Source organism: Aminobacter sp. GW821-FHT11F06, assembly GCF_058808215.1.
Window position 1 is genome coordinate 1 of record NZ_JBXARL010000013.1, and the last position, 17,628, is coordinate 17,628.

At 61.8% G+C, this 17,628-nt stretch carries 20 protein-coding genes and 1 tRNA gene; 13 read left to right on the plus strand and 8 right to left on the minus strand.

What is annotated here, in order from left to right; all coding sequences use genetic code 11:
- Positions 1-70: 70 nt before the first annotated feature.
- A complete protein-coding gene (locus AC1RTB_RS24170) occupies positions 71-376 on the minus strand; it encodes an Arc family DNA-binding protein (protein WP_492881715.1) in 306 nt (101 codons plus the stop codon).
- A 91-nt stretch (positions 377-467) separates the two neighbouring features.
- Between AC1RTB_RS24170 and AC1RTB_RS24175 the strand changes: the two genes are divergently transcribed.
- The 4 genes from AC1RTB_RS24175 to AC1RTB_RS24190 are packed head-to-tail and all read left to right on the plus strand — an operon-like array spanning position 468 to position 2,318.
- Positions 468-812, plus strand: coding sequence for a hypothetical protein (locus AC1RTB_RS24175; RefSeq protein ID WP_492881716.1), 345 nt, complete (start codon positions 468-470; stop codon positions 810-812).
- Complete coding sequence (locus AC1RTB_RS24180) at positions 805-1,020, plus strand: hypothetical protein (protein WP_492881717.1); 216 nt, start codon at positions 805-807, stop codon at positions 1,018-1,020. The genes AC1RTB_RS24175 and AC1RTB_RS24180 overlap by 8 nt, the downstream gene beginning before the upstream one ends.
- Positions 1,013-1,282, plus strand: coding sequence for a hypothetical protein (locus AC1RTB_RS24185; protein ID WP_492881718.1), 270 nt, complete (start codon positions 1,013-1,015; stop codon positions 1,280-1,282). Before AC1RTB_RS24180 ends, AC1RTB_RS24185 begins: the two co-directional genes overlap by 8 nt.
- Positions 1,275-2,318, plus strand: coding sequence for a tyrosine-type recombinase/integrase (locus tag AC1RTB_RS24190; RefSeq protein ID WP_492881720.1), 1,044 nt, complete (start codon positions 1,275-1,277; stop codon positions 2,316-2,318). Before AC1RTB_RS24185 ends, AC1RTB_RS24190 begins: the two co-directional genes overlap by 8 nt.
- A gap of 93 nt (positions 2,319-2,411) precedes the next feature.
- Here the strand turns inward: AC1RTB_RS24190 and AC1RTB_RS24195 are convergent.
- From AC1RTB_RS24195 to AC1RTB_RS24205, 3 genes are all read right to left on the minus strand, one after another.
- Positions 2,412-2,486 (minus strand) — tRNA-Glu (locus tag AC1RTB_RS24195).
- A 73-nt stretch (positions 2,487-2,559) separates the two neighbouring features.
- Positions 2,560-3,741 (minus strand): YcbK family protein, encoded by a 1,182-nt coding sequence (locus tag AC1RTB_RS24200; RefSeq protein ID WP_492881721.1) that lies wholly within the window; start codon positions 3,739-3,741, stop codon positions 2,560-2,562.
- Positions 3,742-3,950: 209 nt separating this feature from the next.
- The gene (locus tag AC1RTB_RS24205) at positions 3,951-5,780 is read right to left on the minus strand and encodes a PHA/PHB synthase family protein (RefSeq protein WP_492881722.1); all 1,830 of its coding nucleotides are present in this window, start codon (positions 5,778-5,780) and stop codon (positions 3,951-3,953) included.
- A gap of 99 nt (positions 5,781-5,879) precedes the next feature.
- Between AC1RTB_RS24205 and AC1RTB_RS24210 the strand changes: the two genes are divergently transcribed.
- The 5 genes from AC1RTB_RS24210 to recJ all read left to right on the plus strand — a co-directional run bounded on the left by AC1RTB_RS24210 (position 5,880) and on the right by recJ (position 11,901).
- Positions 5,880-6,263: a hypothetical protein gene (locus tag AC1RTB_RS24210; RefSeq protein ID WP_492881723.1), complete on the plus strand. Its 384-nt coding sequence runs from the start codon at positions 5,880-5,882 to the stop codon at positions 6,261-6,263.
- Between the two features lie 45 nt (positions 6,264-6,308).
- The gene (locus tag AC1RTB_RS24215) at positions 6,309-7,526 is read left to right on the plus strand and encodes an LL-diaminopimelate aminotransferase (RefSeq protein WP_492881724.1); all 1,218 of its coding nucleotides are present in this window, start codon (positions 6,309-6,311) and stop codon (positions 7,524-7,526) included.
- A 48-nt stretch (positions 7,527-7,574) separates the two neighbouring features.
- The gene (locus AC1RTB_RS24220; RefSeq protein WP_492881725.1) at positions 7,575-8,888 is read left to right on the plus strand and encodes a homoserine dehydrogenase; all 1,314 of its coding nucleotides are present in this window, start codon (positions 7,575-7,577) and stop codon (positions 8,886-8,888) included.
- Positions 8,889-9,079: 191 nt separating this feature from the next.
- Positions 9,080-10,054, plus strand: coding sequence for a class II fructose-bisphosphatase (gene glpX / locus AC1RTB_RS24225; protein ID WP_492881726.1), 975 nt, complete (start codon positions 9,080-9,082; stop codon positions 10,052-10,054).
- 56 nt (positions 10,055-10,110) lie between these two features.
- Positions 10,111-11,901 (plus strand): single-stranded-DNA-specific exonuclease RecJ, encoded by a 1,791-nt coding sequence (gene recJ, locus AC1RTB_RS24230; RefSeq protein ID WP_492881727.1) that lies wholly within the window; start codon positions 10,111-10,113, stop codon positions 11,899-11,901.
- Here recJ and AC1RTB_RS24235 read toward each other — a convergent pair.
- The 3 genes from AC1RTB_RS24235 to folE all read right to left on the minus strand — a co-directional run bounded on the left by AC1RTB_RS24235 (position 11,898) and on the right by folE (position 14,181).
- Complete coding sequence (locus tag AC1RTB_RS24235) at positions 11,898-12,863, minus strand: patatin family protein (protein WP_492881728.1); 966 nt, start codon at positions 12,861-12,863, stop codon at positions 11,898-11,900. The genes recJ and AC1RTB_RS24235 overlap by 4 nt on opposite strands.
- A 189-nt stretch (positions 12,864-13,052) precedes the next feature.
- On the minus strand, positions 13,053-13,505 hold the full coding sequence (gene hisI, locus AC1RTB_RS24240) for a phosphoribosyl-AMP cyclohydrolase (protein ID WP_492881729.1): 453 nt from the start codon (positions 13,503-13,505) through the stop codon (positions 13,053-13,055).
- A 37-nt stretch (positions 13,506-13,542) separates the two neighbouring features.
- Positions 13,543-14,181, minus strand: a complete 639-nt coding sequence (gene folE / locus AC1RTB_RS24245) for a GTP cyclohydrolase I FolE (RefSeq protein ID WP_492881730.1) — start codon at positions 14,179-14,181, stop codon at positions 13,543-13,545.
- Between the two features lie 235 nt (positions 14,182-14,416).
- Here folE and AC1RTB_RS24250 point away from each other — a divergent pair, with 235 nt between their 5' ends.
- Complete coding sequence (locus AC1RTB_RS24250) at positions 14,417-14,857, plus strand: iron-sulfur cluster assembly scaffold protein (protein ID WP_492881731.1); 441 nt, start codon at positions 14,417-14,419, stop codon at positions 14,855-14,857.
- Here AC1RTB_RS24250 and AC1RTB_RS24255 read toward each other — a convergent pair.
- Positions 14,854-15,768 carry a LysR substrate-binding domain-containing protein gene (locus AC1RTB_RS24255; protein WP_492881732.1) on the minus strand — a complete coding sequence of 305 codons (915 nt, stop codon included), beginning with the start codon at positions 15,766-15,768 and terminating at the stop codon, positions 14,854-14,856. The genes AC1RTB_RS24250 and AC1RTB_RS24255 overlap by 4 nt on opposite strands.
- A 94-nt stretch (positions 15,769-15,862) precedes the next feature.
- Between AC1RTB_RS24255 and AC1RTB_RS24260 the strand changes: the two genes are divergently transcribed.
- The 3 genes from AC1RTB_RS24260 to blaOXA all read left to right on the plus strand — a co-directional run bounded on the left by AC1RTB_RS24260 (position 15,863) and on the right by blaOXA (position 17,474).
- Positions 15,863-16,027, plus strand: coding sequence for a hypothetical protein (locus tag AC1RTB_RS24260; RefSeq protein WP_492881733.1), 165 nt, complete (start codon positions 15,863-15,865; stop codon positions 16,025-16,027).
- 71 nt (positions 16,028-16,098) lie between these two features.
- Positions 16,099-16,491 carry a membrane protein insertion efficiency factor YidD gene (gene yidD, locus AC1RTB_RS24265; protein ID WP_492881812.1) on the plus strand — a complete coding sequence of 131 codons (393 nt, stop codon included), beginning with the start codon at positions 16,099-16,101 and terminating at the stop codon, positions 16,489-16,491.
- 218 nt (positions 16,492-16,709) lie between these two features.
- A complete protein-coding gene (blaOXA, locus tag AC1RTB_RS24270) occupies positions 16,710-17,474 on the plus strand; it encodes a class D beta-lactamase (protein WP_492881734.1) in 765 nt (254 codons plus the stop codon).
- Positions 17,475-17,628: the final 154 nt, after the last annotated feature.

The window sequence follows — 17,628 nt, forward strand, 5'->3', positions numbered from 1 at the left end:
TACTGGATTTCGATGGTCAGGGGCGCTCTGCCGTCTATGACCACGGTTTCCGGCTTGCCGTCTTCAAGCGTCAAGTAATCCCCTCATTTTCTTCCGCCGTTACCATTTTCAGCTTTTTCTTGATGGCGACGATCTCGTTTGCCAACACTTCTATGTTGGCTTCAAGCATTTCCATGCGTTTTACATCAGTAAAATTAGGAACGGCACCGTTCCCGATCTTCAGTGACATTTCAAGGCGCTGAATTATTTCAGCGGTCAATGACCGATTGTTTGTGCGGGCAATTTCGTCCAGCCGGTCCCGCAGGTCCGACCCCTCCGGAAATCGTATGAGCAGTTGTTGCCCGGTTTGCTTGCGTCGTTCGTTAGCCATATTCATCCCTATCTCAAAGCTATCTCACTGATGTTGACGACTAACTATCTCATCGATATCTTAAAGCTAGCATAATGCACAGACTGAAGGGAGCCAAATGCCTACCAGCCAACAAGTACAGAAGCTCATTCGCGTATCTCCGGATATGGATTTTTGGCTTCAGATTCGCAGGAAAGAGAACAACCGCAGCTTTAACGCTGAAGTCCTTGACGCCATTCGTGAGGCAATGAAGCGCGACCCGCTTCTCATTTACGTCCGCGAATGCAACGCACCTGATGGCAAGTTCTACAGCGTCGCCGTCTCGCTCGACGGGGATTTCTTAGAGACGGAAGACCGCGAAAAGGCGTTCGTCGCCGCACGCGGCAAGGCCGCAGAACTTGGCCTTTCCCGCAATGCCATCCGTTTTGAAACCGAAGATTTCACGGGAACAGCCCATGCCTGACAACATCGTCAATCTTGCCGACAAGCAGCGCCACATTGCGACCATCCGCTATGCGCTGGAAATCGAAGAGCAAGACGAGGCCAGCGGCGCTTCGCGCAAGGTCGCCATGCTGGCTTTCAATACCTACGAGAAATGCTTTGCCGAGGCTCAACGGCTTGGCATCATCATCGTGGATCACGTCGGCGGCGGAGAACCAGCCAATGCCTGATAGCTCCCTCGACAAGCTCGCGCAGCACAAGTCCCCTCCTTCCGGGGGGCTTGGCTTTCTGAAGATGATCAAGCCGCCGAAGCCCCAGAAGCCCGCATTCACCCTTCCGAAGATGAAGCAGGTGGCGAAGCTGGCCGAGAGCATGGGGAAAGCCGTCACCGGCTTCACGGTCAACGGCGACGGCGGGTTTACCGTGACCACTGCCGAACCGGCCAAAGCCGAGAAGTCGGGCTATTGGGAGAAGGTGCTGAAGGATGGCTAAGCACAAGCGCCCGAAATACGTTCACGCCTACGATGACAGGCACGGCAGGCCACGCATCTACTTCAACAAACCGGGCCAACCCAAAATCCCATTGCCAGGGCCGCTCTATTCGGAAGCGTTCTTCATTGCCTATCACGCGGCCTTGGCGGGCGCTCCGAAGGCCACGGAAGGAGCTGGGGCATCCAAGACCATCAAGGGCAGCGTCAATGACCTGATCGCCCGCTACTACGCTTCGGCGGGCTTCACGTCGAAGGCAGCGGCCACGCAACGGAATTACAAATCCGTTTTGGAACCGTTCCGCAAGGAACATGGTGACGGTCCCGTTGCGGAGATCAAGACCAAGCACATTGACGCCATCCTTGGCGAGGTTGCCGCCCGCTCGACATCGGCGGCGCACAACCTCCGAAAGCGTCTCTTACTCTTGTTCCGGCTGGCTGTGAAATGGGAGTTCCGCGAAGACAACCCCTTGTTGCTTGCCGACCGCGTACAGCACACCACCACGGGTTACGAGACGTGGGAGGAGGAAGACATCACCAAGTTCCGCGAGCATTGGAACATCGGCACGACGCAACGGCTTGCGTTTGAAATCCTCCTGAACACAGGCTTGCGTGTCAGCGATGCTGTGAGGCTGGGGCCGCAACATCTGAAGAATGGCTATCACACCATCGTCACCCAGAAGACCAAGAAACAGGTGAACATTCCAATGCACCCCGAACTTTTGCCGGTACTGGATGCGATCACCGACAAGCACCTGACCTATCTCGCTACGAAGCAAGGCCGTTCGCGGTCATCTAAGGCGTTCACAAACTACGTCATCGATGCGGCGAAGGACGCTCACTTGCCGCCGCATAGATCGGCGCACGGATTGCGCAAGGCCATATGTGTTCGGCTGGCGGAAGTCGGATGCGATGCGCTCCGCATCATGGCAATCACCGGCCACCAAAACCTTGCCGAAGTGCAGACTTACATCGCGGCAGTGAACAGCAAGAAGCTGGCACAAGAGGGCATGGACAAGCTGTCCACGATGGCCGGATGAGAACGGCGGGAGAACAGAAATCTGCTAACCCAGACACCCGGTTAGCACATTCCGCCCGCAAGAGCTTGAAATCATTGGAGGGGTGCGGGGGAGTGGTACGCCCAAGGGGAATCGAACCCCTGTTACCGCCGTGAAAGGGCGGTGTCCTAACCGCTAGACGATGGGCGCGCTCAGGTGAAGCGGTGTATAATTGGCTTGTTCGCAGCAGGCAACCCGTCTTTTTGCTGCTTGCAAAGTTTTTTTAGCTGCCCCTGCGGCAACGCCAGTTCCAGTCGCGCTCAGGTCCAATATCGACGTGAACGGAGTTGGTGTGGCAGTAGGTGCCGACGCCGCCACGGCCCGGCATCGAGCGCAGGAAGGTTGCCAGTTCCCATTTGCCGACGCCGGGAACCTGAATGTCGGCGGCCGCGCAATACATGTGCTGCGAGTTCTTGGCACCGCGCGCGCGACGGTTGCGTTCCGGATTGCGATAGCCGGAGGTGACTATCATCTTCTTGCCGTAGCGCTGCTCGACCGTCTTGAGAATGCGCACCAGAGACGGTTTGAGGCAGGCGACGTCGACGCTTTCGGTCTGCCGGAGCAAGCCGTTGGGGGCGAGTCGCGCCATGCCGGCAGCCGAGGCCACCTGGAGGCCTGGATCTTCTTCTTCGTGCAGGTCGACGTCGCTGTCGTCGTCAATGCCCGACTTGCGCTTGATTTCGAACAGATCGGTGGTGCGCACGCCGGGAAGGGCAAAGTCGCCACCGGACGACGCACCGCCTAGCGAGGCCAGCGCCACCGGCTTGGCATCGGACTTGGCCGAAGCAAGCGTGATGATCGGCTTGGCTTTTTGCTCGGTGGCTGCGGGGGCGGGCGCTGCGGCGGCAGTTGCGATAAGCGGCTTGGCCTTGTGCTCGGCAGGAGCTGCCTTGGCGGGAGCTGAGCCGAAAAACGAAGCAAGGAAGCCCTTTTTCTGCGGCGGTTCGGGCTTTTCGGCTGCCGGGCCGTTGGTCAGGTAAAAGCCCGTATCCTGCTGCACCGGCGGCTTTGCTGTCTTGGCTTCTGCGGTCTGGGGGGCTGCGGCTTCCGTCTTCGGCTGCTCCGCTGCGGCGACGGGTGCTGCCTGCTGCTCAGCGCTGGCGAGCGCGACTTCCGCTGGTGTCGTAGCAGCTGGATTGGCAAGGGGCACGTAGCCGACCTGGTCGGGAAGGGCAGTGTTGCCGTCAGCGTTCATCGCAAGATTGGCGGCCGCGGGCGTCCCGCCGGTGGCGGTCGCGGCTCCAGGCGACGTGGCCTGGCTGGTGGCATCGGCGGTGAGGGCAGGGTTTGCGAGCTGCAGATTGGGCTCGCCCGTTGCGGTGCAAGAAACAGCAAGCAGCGAAACCAGTACGGTCAGCGCAACGCCGCATCGCCGGTCTGCGAATCGCAGTTGTCCTGACGTCAAAGCGGTCCCCTCTCATGCACTGCAGGCCAACGATCACGCTTGGCGATTGAAATCTACGCAACCACGCTTCAAAGCAAGAAGCGGCACCTAGTCATATGGCGATGATCCCCCAGCAACGGAGCTAGGCGCCAAATAAGGCAAGATCATGATAGGCGCCACGTTTTCGCCCCCTTTGTTAAGGGCGTCAACTCACCACGCATTACAGCGAGTTACACGCGGACCTTCACATAGCTGCCAGGGGCATCGCCTAGCACGTGGCCGCTTACGCCAGGCTTGCGCGCCTCGACGCGGGTATCGTCCTTGGCTTCGACCCAGCGCTGCCAGTGCGGCCACCACGAGCCAGATGTTTCGGCTGCGCCCTTGAGCCATGCGTCGAAATCGCCTGTCGGCTTGCCGTTCGACCAGAATTGATACTTGCCGGCGGCAGGCGGATTGACCACGCCCGCGATATGCCCCGAACCGGCAACGACATAGTCGACGTCGCCGCCAAAATACTGGCAGCCAAGGAAGACCGAGCGTGCCGGGGCGATGTGGTCTTCGCGCGCAGCGAGGTTGTAGACCGGGATGGTGATGTCGGCGAGCGAGATGGTGCGGCCGGCAAGTTCCATCCTGCCTTGCGACAGGTTGTTCTCAAGATAGCAATTGCGCAGGTAGAAGGAGTGGTTGGCGGCTGCCATTCGCGTCGAATCGGCATTCCAGTAGAGCAGATCGAACGGCAACGGGTCCTTGCCGCGCATGTAGTTGTTGATGACATAGGGCCAGATCAGGTCGCCTGAGCGCAGCATGTTGAAGGCGGTCGCCATCTTGGTGCCGTCGAGGTAGCCCTTGTCCTTCATCGCCCCTTCGAGCGCTGTGATCTGGTCCTCGTCGACGAACACCTTGAGATCGCCGGCATAGGTGAAATCGACCTGGGTGGTGAAGAAGGTAACCGAGCGGATGCGGTGATCGCCCTCCTGCGCCAGCAGCGCGAGCGCTGCGGCCAGCAGCGTGCCGCCGACGCAATAGCCGATGGCGTTGACTTCGCGCTCGCCGGTCGCCTGCTCGACAGTGTCGAGACCATATTGCAGGCCCTCGCGGATATAGGCCTCCCAGTCCTTCAGGCCGTGGCGCTGGTCGGGATTGATCCAGGAGATGACGAAGACCGTGTGGCCCTGTTCGACCGCCCAGCGGATGAAGGACTTTTGCGGGTTGAGGTCGAGGATGTAGAACTTGTTGATCCATGGCGGGCAGATCAGCAGCGGTCGCTTCACCACCTTGTCGGTGGTTGGCGCATACTGGATGATCTCGGCGACATCGCTGCGGCCGACGACCTTGCCGGGTGTCATGGCGATATTTTTGCCGATCTCGAAGCTGGAATAGTCAGCCTGCCTGAGCTTGAGGTCGCCCTTGCCGGCCATGATGTCCTCGGCGAACATCTTCATGCCGCGCACCAGGTTTTCGCCATTGCTGGCGACGGTTTCGCGGAACAGCTCCGGATTGGTCAGGATGAAGTTGGACGGCGAGATCGCATTGGCGACCTGCTTGACATAGAATCCGGCCTTGTGGCGTGTGTGTTCATCGAGGCCATCGGCATGCTCGACCAGATCGCCAGCCCAACGCGCGGTGACCAGATAGGCCTGCTTGAGGAAGTCGAAGAAGGCGTTGCGGCCCCATTCGGGATCGAGGAAACGCTTGTCGCCGGTGGCGGGTTTCACCGCGTCGTCGACCTCGTCGCCCCCCATACGCTGGACCGACTTGCTCCACACTTCGAGATAGCCGGAAAACAGCCTCGTCTGGGCTTCGAGCGCGCGCTGCGGGTCGGACAGCCAGTATTCGGTGAGCTTGGAGAAGGTCTTGACCATATCGGTCATCGGCTCGGCGACGGTGTCGCGGAGTTCGCCCTTCTCGCGCGGTTCGGCCCAGGCGGAGGCCGCCTTGCCGGCCTGCTCAATCATGCGCGCCATATTGAGCGCAAAGCGTTCGGGATCTTTGACGAGATATTGCTCGACGGAGGAGGGGGAATCGCCGGTTGGCTTGTCCGAATCGTCTACCTTCGCCATGGTCTTTGCAGGTCCTCCCAAAGGGCCCTTTATTGACATACTATCATGTGACGTCTTACCGGGTCCAACGCGCTCTACCGCGCCTGTCGGGGAAACTTTATGACATATAGTGTTGGTCGGCATGTTTTTTTCTGCGCCCGCGCGGTTCTTTTTGCCGGCGTGCTGGCTTTGCCTGTTGCCGCCAGCGGCTGCACCAGCACTGCGGCGACCAGCCCTACGCCGGTTGGCGCCCACGGTGCACAAGACACCGGCACATTTCCCAATCTCAACATCCCGCCGCAGTCCGCGGCCCCTCAACTCACCGAGGAGCAGAAGGCGGCCAAGCTGGCCAGCCTTCATGCCGCGCAGGGGCGCCAGGGCGCCAGGGCGGGCGTTGCTGCAGACAATTCAGCAGCGATGACCACGCTGGCCAGAAAGCATGGCGACGACACGCTGAAGGCCATCGAAGGCGAGTGCCAGGCTATCGACCCTGCCTGCAAATGAGTGTATATCGCGCACGCAAAGCGCCCCCGTTTACCTGGAACTGACATGGAAGAATTTCACAAGGTCCGCCGCCTTCCGCCTTATGTCTTCGAGCAGGTCAACCGGCTGAAGGCCTCCGCCCGATCGCGCGGTGCCGACATCATCGATCTCGGCATGGGCAATCCCGATCTGCCGACGCCGACCGCCATAGTCGACAAGCTGTGCGAAGTGGTTCGCGACCCGCGCACCCACCGCTATTCGTCATCGCGCGGCATTCCGGGCCTGCGCCGCGCCCAGGCCAATTATTATGCCCGCCGCTTCGGCGTGAAGCTCAATCCCGACACCCAGGTCGTGGCGACGCTCGGCTCGAAGGAAGGCTTCGCCAACATGGCGCAGGCGATCACGGCACCCGGCGACGTGGTGCTGTGCCCCGATCCGACCTATCCGATCCATGCCTTCGGTTTCATCATGTCCGGCGGTGTCATCCGTTCGCTCCAGGCGAAGCCGGATGACGGCTTCATTCCGGCGCTCGAACGCGGCGTGCGCCATTCGATCCCCAAGCCGCTGGCGCTGATCCTCAATTATCCGTCGAACCCGACGGCGCATGTGGCGACGCTCGACTTCTACAAGGACGTCGTCGCCTTCGCGAAGAAGAACGACATCATCATCCTGTCGGATCTCGCTTATTCGGAGATCTATTTCGACGGCAATCCGCCGCCTTCGGTGCTGCAGGTGCCGGGCGCGATCGACGTCACCGTAGAATTCACCTCGATGTCGAAGACCTTTTCGATGCCGGGTTGGCGCATGGGCTTTGCGGTCGGCAACGAACGCCTGATCGCCGCGTTGACGCGGGTGAAGTCATATCTCGACTATGGCGCGTTCACGCCGATCCAGGTGGCCGCGACCGCCGCACTCAATGGCGATGGCACCGATATCGCGGAAGTGCGCGAGGTCTATCACAAGCGCCGCGACGTGATGGTCGATGCGTTTGGCCGCGCCGGCTGGGAAATCCCGGCACCGGCGGCAACGATGTTTGCCTGGGCGCCGATCCCCGAGCCGTTCAAGCATCTTGGTTCGCTCGAATTCTCCAAGCTGTTGATCGAGCATGCCGACGTGGCGGTGGCTCCGGGCATTGGCTTTGGCGAGCATGGCGACGACTATGTGCGTCTCGCACTCGTCGAAAACGAGCACCGGATCCGCCAGGCGGCGCGCAACATCAAGCGCTTCCTGACGACCACCGGCAAACAGCCCAACAACGTGGTTCCGCTCGCAGCACATCGCTGAGCGCACCGCGATAATCCTGAAATACCGAAATAAGAGGCGCCGTCGACCATGGCTGAAGCATTGCGTGTTGGAATTGCCGGTCTCGGCACGGTCGGTGCTTCGGTGGCGCGCGTGCTGCGCGACAAGGGAGCCGAGCTCACCCGCCAGTGCGGCCGCGAGATCGTTGTCACCGCTGTTTCAGCCCGCGACCGTTCGCGCGACCGTGGCATCGACCTGAGCGGTGCCAAGTGGTTCGACGATCCGATCGAACTGGCCGAGAAAGCCGACATCGATGTCTTTGTCGAGCTGATCGGCGGCGACGAGGGTGCTGCGCGTGCCTGCGTGCGTGCAGCACTTGATGCCGGTCGCCATGTCGTCACCGCCAACAAGGCGCTGCTCGCCAAACATGGCGTGGCACTCGCCGAAGTCGCCGAGAAGAAGGGCGTTCTGCTCAACTACGAGGCGGCCGTGGCAGGCGGCATCCCCGTCATCAAGACGATGCGCGAGGCGATGGCCGGCAACACGGTCACCCGGGTCTTCGGTATCCTCAACGGCACCTGCAACTACATCCTGACGCGCATGGAAGCAGAGGGACTGACCTTCGACGCTTGCCTCAAGGACGCACAGCGGCTGGGTTATGCTGAGGCCGATCCGACCTTCGACATCGAAGGCAACGACACCGCCCACAAGCTCGCCATCCTGACCAGCCTGGCCTTCGGCTCGAAGATCGCTGCCGACGACATCTATATGGAAGGCATCTCCAACATCACCCAGGCCGACATTCGCGCTGCTGCCGAGCTCGGATATCGCATCAAGCTGCTCGGCGTTGCCCAGCGCACCGAAAGCGGCATCGAGCAGCGTGTGCACCCGACAATGGTGCCGACGGCCTCGGTCATCGCGCAGGTGCACGGCGTCACCAATGCGGTCGCCATCGAGACCGACATTCTGGGCGAGCTGCTGCTGTCCGGCCCCGGCGCCGGTGGTAACGCGACCGCATCGGCCGTTGTCGGTGACATTGCCGATATCGCCAAGAGCCGTCCCGGCTTCCAGCATGGGCCGGTGTTCGGCCGCCCGGCCAAGGAATTGAAGCCTTACAAGAAGGCGCAGATGCGCAGCCATGCCGGCGGGTATTTCATCCGTCTGACGGTGCATGACCGTATCGGCGTGTTCGCGGCGATCGCCAAGCGCATGGCCGACAACGACATTTCGCTGGAATCGATCGTCCAGCACGCCAATGGCTCGGACGGTGCGGCGCAGAAGACGGTGATCCTGGTGACTCACGAGACCACCGAAGCCGCCGTGCGCAAGGCTGTCGACGGCATCACCAAGGACGGTCACCTGACCGACAAGCCGCAGGTCATCCGCATCGAACGTGCCGGCTAAAGCCGGCCTGACGGCGAGGGCGGAAATGCGTCGCCCTTCGGGCAGTCAAGCCTCGTTTCCCTTTCAATCGATTGATATTGTTTCGCTTTCGATAAAGCGGGCAACAGGTCTTGCCGTTGTCATGTGGGTTTGACAATAAGGGCCGGCCCGGTTCGGGCGCTCCGAATTCTTTGACTTCAGGACCCAGAATTATGGCGAAAAGCGTTGTTGCCGGCCTCGACCGGATTCTCACCATGGAACTCGTGCGCGTCACCGAGCGTGCCGCTGTCGCCGCAGCAAGGCTGCGCGGACGTGGCGACGAGATGGCCGCCGATCAGGTCGCTGTCGATGCCATGCGCCAGGAATTGAACCGCCTTGCCATCAAGGGCACCGTCGTCATCGGCGAGGGCGAACGTGATGAAGCGCCAATGCTTTACATCGGCGAGGAAGTCGGCTCGGGCGGCCCGGAAGTCGACATCGCGCTTGACCCGCTCGAAGGCACCACCATTTGCGCCAAGAACCTGCCCAACGCGCTCGCCGTCATCGCGATTGCCGAAAAGGGCAGCCTGCTGTTCGCGCCCGACGTTTACATGGACAAGATTGCTGTCGGCCCAGGCTACCCTGACGGCGTGATCAACATCGACGCTTCGCCGGCCGAAAACATCGCCAGCGTCGCCAAGGCCAAGGGTGTGCCGGTCGAAGAGATCACTGCCTGCATTCTCGACCGCCCGCGTCACGCCAAGCTGATCGAAGCCGTGCGCGCCACCGGTGCCGCCATCCGTCTGATCGGCGATGGCGACGTTGCCGGCGTCATCCACACCACCAACCCTGATGAAACCGGCATCGACATCTATCTCGGTACCGGCGGTGCGCCCGAAGGCGTGCTGGCAGCCGCAGCACTGCGCTGCACCGGCGGTCAGATGCAGGGCCGCCTGCTGCTCGACAGCGCCGAAAAGGTCGCTCGCGCCGCCACCATGGGCATCACCGACCCCAACAAGGTCTATCGCATCGAAGAAATGGCGCGGGGCGACGTGCTGTTTGCCGCAACCGGCGTCACCGACGGCAACATGCTTGCCGGCGTGAAGTTCGGCCGCGATTCGATCACCACCCACACCATCGTGCTGCGTTCGTCGTCCAAGACGGTGCGCGAGATCAAGGCACGCCATCAGGATCTGGAAAAATTCTGATTACGCGCTGGTTCCGGTCGCCTATGGTCGATCCGAAGCGGGTGGACCAGGTTTGAATGGCGACTGAAAAGCGTAATTTCCTCGGCGTTAGGCGTTCGGCCACCGGTGTTTCATGGGAGCACCGGTTGACCGAACGGCAGGATATGTTGGCGCTCGCCATTGCCCAGGGGCATGGCGTGCCCGACATCGTCGCGCGCGTACTCGCCGGGCGCGGTGTCACCGCTGAGGATGCCGAGCGCTTTCTCGATCCGACGATCCGCGACCTGTTGCCCGATCCGGCGTCCTTGACCGACATGGACAAGGCCGCCGAGCGCATTGCCGATGCCGTGCTGCGCAAGGAGAAGGTCGCGATCTTCGGCGACTATGACGTCGATGGTGCGTCATCCTCGGCGCTGATGAAGCGCTTTCTCACGCATTTCGACATCGAATCCGAAATCTATATTCCCGACCGCATTTTCGAAGGCTACGGCCCCAATCCAGACGCGATGCGCGAGCTGATCGGTCGCGGCGCCAGCCTGATCATCACTGTCGACTGCGGCACCAATAGTGCGGCCTCGATCGATGCGGCCAACGAAGCCGGTGCCGATGTGGTCGTGCTCGACCACCATCAGGTCGGCGGCCCGTTGCCGAATGCGCGCGCGGTGGTCAATCCGAACCGCGATGACGATCTTTCCGGCCAAGGCCATCTCTGCGCTGCCGGCGTGACCTTCCTGACGCTGGTCCAGACCGCCAAGGTGTTGAGGCAGAAACTGCCTGACGCCCCGCGCCCGGACCTGCTGTCGCTGCTCGACCTCGTGGCTTTGGCGACCGTTTGCGACGTCGTGCCTCTGACCGGCGTCAATCGCGCCTTTGTCGTCAAAGGGCTGCAGGCGATGCGCCAGCAAAACAATGTCGGCTTGACCGCTCTTGCCCGCGTTGCCCGCATCGGCGAGCCGCTCAACAACTTCCATCTCGCCTTCCTGCTTGGGCCCCGCATCAATGCCGGCGGGCGCATCGGCGATGCCGCTTTGGGCAGCAAGCTGCTCGCCACCGACGATCCGGTCGAGGCCGGAACGATTGCCGAGACACTCGATCGCCTGAACCAGGAGCGGCAGGCGATGGAAACCGAGATGCTGGCCGAGGCGCGCGCCGAAGCCGACGCCGAGATTGGCGCGGGGCCCGGCCCCGCCGTGCTGGTGACGGCGAACACGACTTGGCATCCCGGTATCGTGGGCTTGCTGGCCTCGCGGCTCAAGGATCATGCGCGGCGTCCGGCCTTCGCTATCGCCTTTAACGGAAATGGCATCGGCACCGGTTCTGGCCGTTCGGTGTCGGGTTTCGATCTTGGCCGGATGGTGCGCGAGGCGGTCGACGCCGGACTGCTGGTCAAGGGTGGCGGCCACGCCATGGCGGCCGGCATCACGGTCGAGCGGGCAAAGCTCGGCGAACTGCGTGCCTTCTTCGAGCAGCGGGCCGCGGCGGATGTGTTCCGCCTTCAGGACGAAGAAAGCCTCAAGATCGATGGCGCGCTGGCAGCCGAAGGCGCGACCTTGAACCTTGTCGATGCGCTGGAAAAGGCCGGGCCGTTCGGGGCAGGGCATGTGGCACCCATCTTCGTCTTGCCGCGCCACCGCATTGCCGACGTCCGGCTTGTCGGTACGGCACATATCCGCGTCGATTTGCGCTCAGAGAGTGGTGGCCGCCTGCAGGGCATCGCTTTCAGGGCAGCGGAAACGCCGATCGGCGACTTCCTGTTCAGGAACCGCGACCGCACGGTTCATGTTGCCGGCTCGATTTCGGTCAATCACTGGAATGGCAGCTGCACAGCCCAGTTCAGGATCATCGACGCAGCGTTGGCTGGGCCCTAGCCGAGCACGGCCTGCAGCCGGAGGATCTCTTCCATCTGGGCCTTGGTCGCCTCATAGCCGAGGCGGATGGCCTCGTCGGCACGGTGGAATTCCGACAGGCCGATAAGGCCGAGCTTGGGCTGGATCGAAAGATCGGGCGGATCGCCGGCCAGGCGGGCGCGCGAAATGCGGTCCTGGATGATGTTGAAGGCCTCGACCATCACGCCGGTGATGCCAAGCCTTGTCTCGCGCTCGCTGTAGCCGGGCGTCTCACCTGGCCTTGCCGGACGCTCGACCACCAGTTCGCCAGCGCTGTGCTTGATGACAGCAGCACGGCCAAACAGGTCGTAGTGAAGGTTGACGGCCACCACCAGTGGCTGCTCGTTGGCGCGGCAGACCGAGACCGGAACCGGATTGACCAAAGCACCGTCGACCAGCACGCGCCCGTTGCAACTGACCGGCTCGAACACGCCGGGCAGGGCATAAGACGCGCGCATCGCCTTGATCAGCGAACCGCTCGACAGCCAGATCTCATGGCCGGTGCGGATTTCGGTGGCAACGCAGACGAACGGCTTGGGCAGGTCCTCGAAGGTCACACTGCCCATGTGTTGCTGCATGCGGGCGTCGAGTTTCATGCCGCCGAACAGGCCGTTGCCGCCGAGCTTCAGGTCGAACAGGCCGAATAGCCTGCGCTTGGTCAGGCTGCGGGCGAACTGCTCCAGTTCGTCGAGCCGGCCGGCGAGGTAACAGCCGCCGACCAGTGCGCCGATGGAGGTGCCGGCGATCATGTTGATGCGGATCCCGGCTTCATCCAGCGCACGCAGCACGCCGATATGGGCCCATCCCCGCGCGGCGCCGCCGCCCAGAGCAAGGGAAATGCCGGCCTCTTTTGGATTCTTTTTGTCGCTAGAACTGCCGCCCGAGGAAAAGCCATTGGCTTCCCGGACGTTCTGGCGCGCGTGGAATGACGCCCACTCGAGCATCACAATCTCCCTGCAGCGCCGCGCACCCGTTCGGACGCGCTAACGACGCTGCGACACCTTGAATCGGTGCATGATCCCTCGCGAAAATCGAGTCCAACTTTCGGAGCATGCACAGTCCCACACCCAGACTACATCCAGGCCGTATCGAAATCGTGAATCTTAGTGTCGCAGGGGCGTCAGGAGGGTTCACTATTCTTTGCGGTAGATTTCGTCTGCGTCAAACAGGGGTAGGCTGCCGTCTGAATTGAGTGTCGCGACGCCGTCCTTGAGCCCCACCGTCCGATAAAAGCAGGAACGCCTGCCGGTGTGACAGGTTGCATCGTGGCCGGTAACTTTTACGCGCAGCCACACAGCATCCTGGTCGCAGTCGGTGCGCAATTCGGCGACGTGCTGGAAATTGCCCGATGTCTCGCCCTTCTTCCACAACGAGCCGCGCGAGCGCGACCAGTAGTGGGCGATGCCGGTCTCGATGGTCAGCGCCAGCGCTTCGGCATTCATGTGCGCGACCATCAAAAGCGTGCCATCCGCAGCGTCGGTGACAACGGCGGTGACGAGGCCGTTGGCGTCGAAGCGCGGCGTGAACGTCGCGCCCTCTTCGAGCGCACGCTTGTCGTTGGAAGCTTGGGGAAACTGCAGGGTCATCGCCGGGTCCTAAATCGGGGGCACCGGCGATAGGAAATCAGATCCCGCCGCCGGCTCGCACCATGGTCACGAACCGGACCTGTTCTTCGGGAGTATCCCGGAAAACGCCGGTGAAGGTGGAAGTCAGGGTCGTCGAACCCTGCTTGCGAATGCCGCGCATGGCCATGCACATATGCTCGGCCTCGATCATCACGGCAACGCCGCGCGGATTTAGCACGTCCTGGATGACACCGGCAATCTGCGCCGTCATCGCTTCCTGCGTCTGCAGGCGGTGGGCGAAGATGTCGACCACGCGGGCGATCTTGGACAGGCCGACAACCTTGCCATCCGGCAGGTAGCCGACATGCGCCTTGCCGATGATCGGCACCATGTGGTGTTCGCAATGCGAGTGGAACTTGATGTCGCGCACGATGACGAGGTCGTCATAACCGGCCACTTCCTCGAAGGTGCGGCCAAGCTCGTCGGCCGGGCACATGTCGTAGCCGTTGAACATTTCGCGGAACGCCTTGGTCACGCGCTTGGGCGTGTCGATCAGGCCTTCACGCGCCGGGTTGTCGCCCGTCCAGCGCAAAAGCACCTTAACCGCGGCTTCGACCTCCGCCTCGCTCGGGCGGTCAGTCGCAGGCATATCCATATACGCTGATTGCGGCATCAGCTTCTTGGCAACGGCATCCATATCAGGCGTCTCCAGTAGTCCCTGTCAAAGCAGGGACGAGTTGAACGGACACAGCCACTTTAGGGATCACCGGACCAGTGCCGTACCCAAAGCTGCTCATCTTGCCCTCCTCCCGACGGCATTTCTACTGCCTTGTCGGAAGGCGAGCACAGCCATTATATATGGGTGAAGACGACGATTGAAAGATGCATCAGCGACAAGAGTTGTTCACCACACGCACTCAGAGTGAAAAAAGTTGATCGACGACATCTACAACACGAAAATTCTCGGTTTCGCCGGCAATATCGGCCGGCTCGGGCGTCTCGAAAATCCCGATGCAAGCGCAACGGCTCATTCCAAGCTGTGCGGATCGACTGTCACTATCGATCTCAAGATGGAAGATGGCGTGGTCACCGACTTCGCCCATGTGGTCAAGGCCTGCGCGCTAGGGCAGGCATCGTCATCGATCATGGCCGAACATGTGGTTGGTGCGAGCGCCGATGAGCTGCGCGCGGTGAGAGACGCCATGCTGCGCATGCTCAAGGAAGGTGGCACGCCGCCCGAGGGCCGCTTTGGCGACCTCAAGTATCTCGAGCCGGTGCGTGACTACAAAGCACGCCACACGTCGACCATGCTGACCTTCGACGCGGTGGTCGATGCCATCGGCCAGATCGAGCGCAAACAGGCCGCGGCTTAACAATCCTCGAGATCGCGCAGGCTTTCGGCGAACTCGGCCCTGATCCAGTCGGCGAAGGCCTGTGCGGGCTCTGATAGTTTGCGCAGGTTTTTTGCCACCAGCCAGTAGCCGCCGCACACGACGTTGGTCTCAAACGGTTTGACCAGCGTTCCAGCCTTGAGTTCCTCACGCACAAGCAACAGGTCGCCAAGGGCTACGCCGTGGCCGAGCATCGCTGCCTGTTTCGACAGCGCGGCGTCGGCCAGCAGCGGTCCGCGATCGGGAACAGGGGCTTCGGTGGCACCCGCGGCCTCGAACCAGCGCGCCCAGCCCTGGCGGTTTTCTTCATGCAAAAGCGTGTAGCGGCGCAGATCGCCAGGGCTTTGCAAAGCCGGGCCAGATGCGAGCAGGGCAGGCGAGAGTACTGGCGAATCGACGACCGGCCCCAACAGTTCCGCTTCACTGCGCGGCCACGACGTGTTGTGCGCGCTGAACCGCAAGGCGAGTTCGGCCTGGTCGTTGCGGAAATCGATCAGGCGCGGATCGACATCGAGCACGATGTCGATGTCGGGCCGCAGTTCGCGGAACCTGTTGAGGCGCGGCACCAGCCAACTGGCCGCCAGCGACGGCTCGACGCTGACGCCGGCCACCGATTGCGTACGCGCGCCGGCCAATTCCGACAGCAGCTGATCGATATCGTCGAAGCTTTTGATCAGCTGCTGCAACAGCTTCTGGCCCGGCTCTGTCAGCTCGACGCGGCGGTGATAACGCACGAACAGCGGTAGGCGCAGGAATGTTTCCAGCTCGCGTATCTGACGGCTGATGGCGGCCTGGGTGACAAAAAGCTCTTCCGCCGCGCGGCTGAAACTCAGATGCCGGCCGGCCGCCTCGAAACTTCTCAATGCCGTCAGCGGCAGCCGCCCGCGCTTCATTCGCATAATCTCAGGTTATCCAAGGCGGACGTTATACTCGTTTGAAGCAGACAGCTAGAGGCAGTCTAATCCTCCCATCCAAGGAGGCAAAACAATGCCAACGCTCTTCAACGCTTACGCCGAGATGTTCCGCATCGCGACGTTTCAGCCCGACCATTCCACCCGTAGCGCGAAGCGCTGCGGCGCCGAGTGGAAACAGTTCGCCACCCCGCAACGGCGGTGCCCCCACCGCTGGGCGAAGCTTGGCTGGCTTGCGTGACATGGCGCCGCAGCGCCGTGGTCCTAGAGGCTCAACATTGCGTATGCATGTCGGAATTGACATCTATGATGATGAAATTCCGATCGGCGGAGACGATGGACCACGGCCACGACCACACACACAGCATTGCCGCCCGCGGCCGCAACTGGGCCGGGCCATGGCGCAAGACGCCGGGCCGCGTGCTCGGCACGTCGCTGGTACGGCTTTATCAGCTGACGCTTTCGGGTTTCATCGGCAATTCATGCCGGCACTTGCCGACCTGCTCGGAATACGCCCACGAGGCGATCGCTCGCCACGGCCTGTGGGCCGGCGGCTGGATGGGACTCTTTCGTGTTGTTCGCTGCGGCCCGTGGGGCACCCATGGCATCGACCGCGTGCCGGAAAAACTTGACCGGCGCTACGCCTGGTACACGCCCTGGCGCTACTGGCTCATCAGCAAGAAGCCGCCCGAAAACCGTACGTGACGGCAGTACGTTTGCCGCAGGTTAGCCGGCCTGCGGGCCGCTTTACGATTTGGTTAGCGTAAAGACAGACGGTCCAAGTTTAGTCATATTCGAGACAAGGCGACAGTCTAGGACTTCTGGCACCAACCGCCAGAGGGAATTGCCACGTGCGCCACGCCGATCTCCGCCTCCCGTTCGTCGCTGCAATAGGTTTCATCGCGGCGTCGCTGGCGGCAGCGATGCCAGCCTCGGCAAAGTCGGCCACGCCAAACCAGGCCTTCGAATGCAATCTGATCGTCGATGCGGCAAGTGGCGAGACAGTTTACCAGAGCGGTGTCTGCGACCAGCGGGTCAGCCCGGCCTCGACCTTCAAGCTGCCGCTGGCGCTTGTCGGTTACGACGCGGGCATTCTTGCCGACGAGCATACGCCGAGCTGGGACTACAAGCCTGAGTTCAAGGCGTTCCAGCGAGACCAAAGGACCGTCGATCCGACGATCTGGGAAAGGGATTCGGTTGTCTGGTTCTCGCAGGAGATCACCCGGCGCCTGGGCGACAAGCGTTTCGCCGCCTACATCGACAAATTCGGCTATGGCAACAAGGACATCTCAGGCAATGCCGGCAAGAAGGATGGCCTTACCCATGCCTGGTTGAGCTCGTCGCTGAAGATTTCGCCGGTTGAGCAGATCGGCTTGCTGCGCGACATTGTTGGCCGCAAACTGCCGGTGTCGGCCAAGGCCTACGACATGACCAATGCCATCATGCCGGCATTCCAGGCCGGCGACTGGCATGTGCAAGGCAAGACCGGCAGCGGCTGGCTCCCCAACAAGGCCGGCAAAGTCGACGCGAACCGGCCCTTCGGCTGGTTCATCGGCTGGGCCGAAAAGGATGGCCGCAAGCTGGTGTTCGCGCGTCTGGTCGTCGGCAACGAGCGGGCCAAGACCCGTATGGGCCTCCAGGCACGCGATGATTTTCTGCAGCAGCTGCCGAAGCTGGTGAAGAAGTGAGGTCTGCAGGCAGGCCAAGTTTCACGTCGTAGCGAATTTCAAATCTCATCGCCGTCAGTCTTTACGAGGCGGAAAACTCGCCATAAAAGACCTCTCGCTGCCGGACGTATCCGGCTTTTAACCACCCGCGCTCGTTTGCGGGACTGGATAGGAG